The following is a 6,514-nucleotide window of genomic DNA, read 5'->3' as shown; positions in this document are numbered from 1 at the left end:
TCTGCCTAAAAAAGAGCACTACGACTAGCGTAGCGCTCTCATTTTTATTGTAATCCTTCTGTTAATACAGGGACAATTTGCTTTTTACGTGATACTACTCCTGGTAATACAATACGTGAGTTAGTAAGAGTTGCATTAAATGCTTGCGCCGCTTGTGACTGTGCAGCACCTAAAACGATAGCTTCAGAGTTATTGTTTAAAATATCCGTTACTACGAAGAAGTATAAGCCTAAGCCCTCTTTTTCGATTAATGCAGCACCTAATTTTTCGACCTCTGGCTGACGTACTAATACATCATTTACATCAACTGCATTAACTTGCGCTACGATTGCTTTATGTTCGCCAAATGTAAACTCTTTAGCATCAAGCGTTAGTAACTCTTCAGTTGTTTTTTTACTTAAATCAGCGCCAGCTTTCAGCATAGCTAAGCCGTACTCTGCAGCATCTACACCAGCAATTACAGCTAACTCATTAGCTGCTTTAACATCTTGCTCTGTACATGTTGGTGATTTAAATAATAATGTATCCGAAATAATAGCTGATAACATTAGTCCTGCAATATTTGCTGGGATTTCGATGTTATTTTCTTTAAATAATTTATTTAAAATTGTAGCTGTACAGCCTACTGGCTCAATACGCATATATAATGGATCAGCCGTTACAAAGTTTGCAATACGGTGGTGGTCCACTACTTCTAAAATTGTTACGTCTGCAATATCTACAGCTGATTGTTGAAACTCGTTGTGGTCAACAAGCATTACTTGTGTTGTCTCTGCCGCTACTCGTTCTACTAAGCGTGGTGCTTCAAAGCCAAACTTATCTAATGCAAATTGTGTTTCACCATTTACTTCGCCTAAGCGTACTGCCTCAGCATCAACACCTAACTGTTGTTTTAAATACGCATGTACTAGTGCCGAAGAAATTGAATCTGTATCTGGATTTTGGTGTCCAAAAACTAAAACTTTCGTCATTTTATTGCCTCCTAAATGATTATCTACATTCACGTTTTATTTTATCACATTTAGGTGTAATTGAAATCAATGTCTACCAAAGAACACTCTCAACTTGTTGTACCTGTGGATTTTTTAAATCTTGTCGTAGCCGTTCCTGTAAAGCTGCAAAGCCGTTGACATCAATTGCATAACAAAAACGCACAATGGTCGACTCACTAACACCAATCTCCTCACTTATCCGAGCAATACTTTCCGTCGTTATTTTTTTAGGTTGTTTGATGATATACTGCGCCACAATCTTTTGTCCCTTGGATAAACGAATATATTTTGCTTTAATTTGTTCGTTGAGTGTCACGACTCTTGTCCCGCCTTTTCATTTACATTTTTTGTTCACCCTAACGTACCACCTTAACAATCTGAAAACAATGATTTTTCTGATAATTTACTAATTTAGACATAAAGCACGCCACAAATTGTAGCGTGCCTATCGTTATGTTAATTCAATTTGTTTTGTTTCCTTACCTAATATAACAAGCACAACAACGCCGAGTAAAATGGCCCCACAAAAAATTGTAAATACCACACTAATATCATAACCACGAGCTAACATCGAACCAACGAGTAATGGCCCAAAAATACCACCTATACGCCCGCTAGCTGCTGCTAAGCCTGCACCAGTCCCACGTATTACTGTAGGGTATTGCTCAGGTGTATACGCATAAAGTGCTCCCCATGCACCTAAATTAAAGAAGGATAAAAACATACCTGCAATTAATAATGTAGTTGCTGTTTCTGCATTACCAAAAACAACTGCACTAATGGCAGTGCCTATTAGATAGGTAGCAAGTACAAATTTTCTTCCTGCTCTTTCGATTAGCCAAGCTGCAGTAAAATAACCTGGTAATTGTGCTAGTGTCATGATTAACACATATTTAAAACTCGAAATTAAATCAAAACCTTTACCCATCATTACACTTGGCAACCATAGGAACATACCATAATACGAAAATACAACCGCAAACCATACTACCCAAAGCACAAAAGTTTGGCGTGCATGCTCTTTTGACCAAACCTCTTTAATATTTTGCCATGCACTACGATTAGGATTTGCCTTCGCCGTAAACTGCGGGGAGTCTGGTAAATTCCAGCGTAAGTAAATCGCATAAAAAGCTGGTAACGCTGTTAAAATTAAAGCTATACGCCATCCATACGTTGGTATAATAAAGAAGGAAATTAGTGCTGCAACTAACCAACCTGCTGCCCAAAAACTTTCGAGCAATACTACCATTTTGCCTCGCTCTTTAGCATCGACACTTTCTGCTACTAAGGTAGAAGCCACCGGTAACTCTCCCCCTAGCCCCATGCCTACAAAAAAGCGCAATAGTAAAAAGATTGCAAGTGTTGAAGTAAAGGCCGACAGCCCGCTCGCTACAGAAAATAAAATCAGCGTTGCCATAAAAATATGTTTGCGCCCAACTTTATCTGCTAGTACACCAAAAACAATAGCTCCTACCGCCATACCAATAGAGTTAACACTACCTATCCAACCCATTTCGGTTGGTGTTAATGCCCAGTCAGCTGCAAGCGCTGCAATGACAAAGGATAATATCCCCACATCCATTGCATCAAACATCCAGCCTAACCCTGCAATCCCTAGTAGTTTGCGTTTTGAAATCGTTTGTTCTTTCATGTTAATTCTCCTGTCTTGTCAGTATGTTTTACACTATACGCCTCTTTTTTTCCGCTGACAATGGTGTTATCTTACAAAAGTCATGCGAATTTAACACATTGTTGCGACAATTTGTTGTATCCTATTGTATATAAGGGCTATTTACGTTAGAATGTCCTGTATACAAAAACAACTGTTCATCACAAGAGAACATTAAGGAGCTCGTTAGCTATGTGGAAAGGTTTAATCGAAGAATATAAAAATTATTTACCTGTAACAGAAAATACACCAGCACTAACTTTAAATGAAGGTAACACACCGTTAATTCATTTAGTAAATTTATCAAAAGAGTTAGGCATCGAACTATACGGAAAAATCGAGGGCGCTAACCCAACAGGTTCATTTAAAGACCGCGGTATGGTTTTTGCAGTAGCAAAAGCTATTGAAGACGGTAGTAAATGTGTAATCTGTGCATCAACTGGTAATACATCTGCGGCAGCAGCGGCTTATGCTACACGCGCTGGTATCCAATCAATCGTTGTTATCCCTAAAGGTAAAGTAGCGCTTGGTAAATTAGCACAAGCTGCAATGTATGGCGCTAAAATTATTGAGATTGATGGCAACTTTGACGATGCACTTAACATCGTACGTCAAGTAAGTGAAACATCACCTGTTGCACTTGTTAACTCAGTAAACCCTTACCGTATTGAAGGTCAAAAAACAGCATCATTTGAAATTGTTGATGCACTTGGTAAAGCACCAGACTATTTATGTATCCCTGTTGGTAACGCTGGTAACATTACAGCTTATTGGAAAGGCTTTAAAGAATATAATGAGGCTAAACAATGTGGTACACCAAAAATGTACGGCTTTGAGGCTGAGGGCGCTGCTGCTATCGTAACAGGTCAACCAATTGCACAACCTGAAACAGTAGCTACAGCCATCCGTATCGGTAACCCAGCGAGCTGGTCATTAGCTGAAGCTGCTCGTGACGAGTCAGGTGGTATTATTGACGCAGTAACAGATGCTGAAATCATCGAAGCTTATAAAATGATTGCTGGTAAAGAAGGTATCTTCGTAGAGCCAGGTTCGGCAGCATCATTAGCAGGCGTAATTAAATCTGTTAAAGCAGGTAAAATCGAAAAAGGCGCACAAGTTGTTACTGTATTTACAGGTAATGGACTTAAAGATCCTGACACAGCAATGGACGTATCAACAGTTGAGGTTAAATCACTGAAAAACGATGAAGCTGAAATTCGCACTTACATCGAGGGCGTACTATGAGTCAATGGCGCATCACTGTGCCAGGCAGTACAGCTAACCTAGGTCCAGGCTTCGACTCAATCGGGCTTGGCTTAGCACTGTACTTAACGCTGGACGTAAGTTTACAAGATGAGTGGGAAATTATTCACCTTGATGAAAATGGTCCTTCTGATTTTATACTAAAGGATCACCTAGTTTATAAAATCGCTAAAATGACTGCAGACAAGTATAACGTAGCGCTACCTGCTTGCCGTGTAGAAATGGCAAGTGAGTTACCATTAGCACGCGGCCTAGGAAGTAGTGCTGCTGCAATCGTAGCAGGTATTGAGCTAGCCAATCAGCTCTGTGATTTACAGCTTAGCACACAAGATAAACTCGATTTATCCTCTGCAGTCGAAGGTCACCCTGATAATGCTACAGCTTCTGTTTTAGGTGGGCTAACTATTTCTAGTATGCAAACTGAAGACACAACTGATACATTGCATATTAATGGTATTGATGCAGCGTTTGTCGTCTATATCCCAGATGTTGAACTAAAAACTGCAGACGCACGTTCTGTGCTTCCTGAAAAGTTTTTACGCGGTTATGCGGTAACAGCGAGTGCCAATGCAAATATGCTAGCGGCCTCTTTAATGGCAAAGGATTTTGAGCGTGCAGGACGCTATATGGAACTTGATAAATTTCACGAACCTTACCGTGCAACGCTAATCCCTAACTTTGCTGATATTAAACAAACTGCTAAAGAATACGGTGCTTACGGTACTGCATTAAGTGGCGCGGGTCCTACCATGATTTCAATAGTACCTAGTGTTGGTGCGGAAGACTTTGCACAAAAAATGCAAGAAGCTTTCCCTAAACATCGTGTAATTTTAACAAAAGCAGATGAACACGGTATTCGTGTAAACTAAAAAAATGAGGCATTGCGTAAATTCGCAATGCCTCATTTTTATTGACGTTTAATTACACGCTCACGGTACTCGTACCAAAATACACTTAGCATAAACCAAGCAAAACCTAAACTAAAGCCACCTAGCACATCAGAGCCAAAATGACGGCTCTCAGCAATGCGTGATAGACCAATTAATATCGTTAAGATAGCTGCACCTAGCCACACGATATAAGCACGCTTTTGAGATGTTGTATAATGCGAAAAAATATACGCTAAAGTAAATAAATAAATAATGCCGCCCATCGAATGTCCCGATGGAAAACTAAATGACGATAATTGCTCAAGACGCTCTGGTCTTGGGCGTTGTATTGCATACTTAAATGCTTGATTTAATACCATACCACCCGCGTTAGCAATAAGCACAAAAAACATGGCGCGGTAATTTTTACGCAACCATAAAAATGCCATTAATAGTGCAACCACAACTACTACAAAAGCCGGCTCACCAATATAATGAAATACAGCAAGTAGCTGATTGCCCTTAAACCAATGAGCTGCTGTGGTATCCAATTGTAAAATTGCATCGCTTTGTAAGTTTAACCATATCGCAATAAAAGCGAGTAACCCTACGCCACCTAAGGCATAAGCCGTTTTTTTCATTCTCTCAACTCCTCTACTTTAGTATACCCGTTTTTTTTGCACAAAAATAGGCATCCCACTTGTGTGGAATGCCTATTGTGCTAATTAGAATGCTGCGTCGATTGACTTCACTTTTTCTAATTCAGATACTAAACCGCCACCTGATAAGTACCAGATTGTTGGGTCTAAGTAGTAAATGTCTTCGTTTTGTGCTGCTGTTGTTTTGCTCACAATTTTATTCTCGATTGCTTCTGCAGTTTTTGATTCTTCACCAATTGCTGCATCACGGTCGATAACGAATAAGATGTCTGGGTTTTTATCTAAAATGTATTCAAATGATACTGAGTCACCATGACCTTCTACTTTGATGTTTTCGTCTACTGCTGGTACACCGTAAACATCATGTACTACGCCAAAACGTCCACCAGGACCATAAGCAAATAATTCACCAGCTGAACCTAATGTTACTAATGCTTTTTTGTCTGTTGCTTTTGCTTTTTCTTGTAATGCTGCTACTGCTGCATCGAACTCTGCTAATTTTTCAGTTACGATATCTTCTTTACCAAAGATTTTACCTGCTAATTCTGAATTAGCTTTGAAAGAGTTAACGTAATCTGTGTTGTCTAAACCGATGTAAACAGTTGGTGCGATTTTGCTTAATTCTTCGTAAGCATCACCTTGACGACTTGAGATAAAGATTACGTCTGGTTTCATTGTTGCAATTGCTTCAAAGTTTGGCTCTTTTAAGCCGCCTAAGTCTTCGTACTTGTCATCGGCAAATTTATCTAAATAACTTGGTAATGATTGTTTAGCTACTGCTGCTACTTCTACACCTAATGTGTCTAATGTATCAAGGAAACCATAATCAAATACCGCTACTTTTTCTGGCATTTTGTCTAATGTTACTTCGTTAAAACCATCTGGTTGTGCAATTGTTAGTGGGTAAACGCCTGCGTCTTCTTCTTTTGTTGTTTCTTCCGCTGGTTTGTCAGCTTCTTTTGATGTATCTTCTTCTGCTTTTTCTTCTTTGTTACCACAAGCTGCTAGTACTAATACCATCATCGCCATTAATAGCGTTAAAATCTTCCAATTTTTCATTGT

At 39.3% G+C, this 6,514-nt stretch carries 7 protein-coding genes; 2 read left to right on the top strand and 5 right to left on the bottom strand.

Going from position 1 to position 6,514, the window contains the following annotated elements; all coding sequences use genetic code 11:
* Window positions 1–44: 44 nt before the first annotated feature.
* The 3 genes from CH76_RS06190 to CH76_RS06180 all read right to left on the bottom strand — a co-directional run bounded on the left by CH76_RS06190 (window position 45) and on the right by CH76_RS06180 (window position 2,643).
* Complete coding sequence (locus tag CH76_RS06190; protein WP_036144273.1) at window positions 45–971, bottom strand: manganese-dependent inorganic pyrophosphatase; 927 nt, start codon at window positions 969–971, stop codon at window positions 45–47.
* 73 nt (window positions 972–1,044) lie between these two features.
* Window positions 1,045–1,308: a MurR/RpiR family transcriptional regulator gene (locus tag CH76_RS06185; RefSeq protein WP_036144271.1), complete on the bottom strand. Its 264-nt coding sequence runs from the start codon at window positions 1,306–1,308 to the stop codon at window positions 1,045–1,047.
* A gap of 135 nt (window positions 1,309–1,443) precedes the next feature.
* Window positions 1,444–2,643 carry an MFS transporter gene (locus CH76_RS06180; RefSeq protein ID WP_036144269.1) on the bottom strand — a complete coding sequence of 400 codons (1,200 nt, stop codon included), beginning with the start codon at window positions 2,641–2,643 and terminating at the stop codon, window positions 1,444–1,446.
* 210 nt (window positions 2,644–2,853) lie between these two features.
* Between CH76_RS06180 and thrC the strand changes: the two genes are divergently transcribed.
* Together thrC and thrB are read left to right on the top strand one after the other, a co-directional pair.
* Window positions 2,854–3,906, top strand: coding sequence for a threonine synthase (thrC, locus tag CH76_RS06175; RefSeq protein WP_036144267.1), 1,053 nt, complete (start codon window positions 2,854–2,856; stop codon window positions 3,904–3,906).
* Complete coding sequence (gene thrB / locus CH76_RS06170) at window positions 3,903–4,793, top strand: homoserine kinase (RefSeq protein ID WP_036144266.1); 891 nt, start codon at window positions 3,903–3,905, stop codon at window positions 4,791–4,793. The genes thrC and thrB overlap by 4 nt, the downstream gene beginning before the upstream one ends.
* Window positions 4,794–4,831: 38 nt before the next feature.
* Here thrB and CH76_RS06165 read toward each other — a convergent pair whose 3' ends face one another.
* Window positions 4,832–5,434 (bottom strand): phosphatase PAP2 family protein, encoded by a 603-nt coding sequence (locus CH76_RS06165; protein WP_036144264.1) that lies wholly within the window; start codon window positions 5,432–5,434, stop codon window positions 4,832–4,834.
* Between the two features lie 84 nt (window positions 5,435–5,518).
* Window positions 5,519–6,511, bottom strand: a complete 993-nt coding sequence (locus tag CH76_RS06160) for a siderophore ABC transporter substrate-binding protein (RefSeq protein WP_036144263.1) — start codon at window positions 6,509–6,511, stop codon at window positions 5,519–5,521.
* Window positions 6,512–6,514 lie beyond the last annotated feature (3 nt).

This window comes from Lysinibacillus sp. BF-4, from assembly GCF_000743635.1.
GTDB lineage: Bacteria > Bacillota > Bacilli > Bacillales_A > Planococcaceae > Metalysinibacillus > Metalysinibacillus saudimassiliensis.
Note: the sequence above shows the minus strand (reverse complement) of the source record. Positions and strands in the feature narration are given on the sequence as shown.